The 243-nt window shown below is 57.2% G+C and carries 1 protein-coding gene; it reads right to left on the bottom strand.

What is annotated here, in order from left to right; all coding sequences use genetic code 11:
• A partial coding sequence (locus tag L9G74_RS21775) for a tubulin gamma complex associated family protein (protein WP_238898964.1) occupies positions 1–243 on the bottom strand: 243 nt, incomplete at both ends.

Below are 243 nucleotides of genomic sequence, written 5' to 3'. Positions count from 1 at the left end.
GGCTGAGCTCCAACATGCGCGCATCGAGACGGCGGAGGACATCGGGGTCATCGTACTGCGCGTTCGATGCCCGAATGGCGTGTTCCAGCTGGGCCGTAAGAGTGTGTCGATATTGGGAGTTCGCCGGACGGTCCAGATTCGAGGCAAGCGATTCCATCAGCAGAGCGATGAAGTCTCCCTGACCAAGCAGGAGGTACTTCTTCAACGCCCTCAAGTGATCAAAGAGCTTGAACTTGGTGTCCA

The sequence above is a fragment of the Shewanella electrica genome (genome assembly GCF_022321485.1).
Classification (GTDB): domain Bacteria; phylum Pseudomonadota; class Gammaproteobacteria; order Enterobacterales; family Shewanellaceae; genus Shewanella; species Shewanella electrica.
The sequence above is the reverse complement of the archived record's forward strand: the minus strand, read 5'-3'. Positions and strand labels throughout refer to the sequence as shown.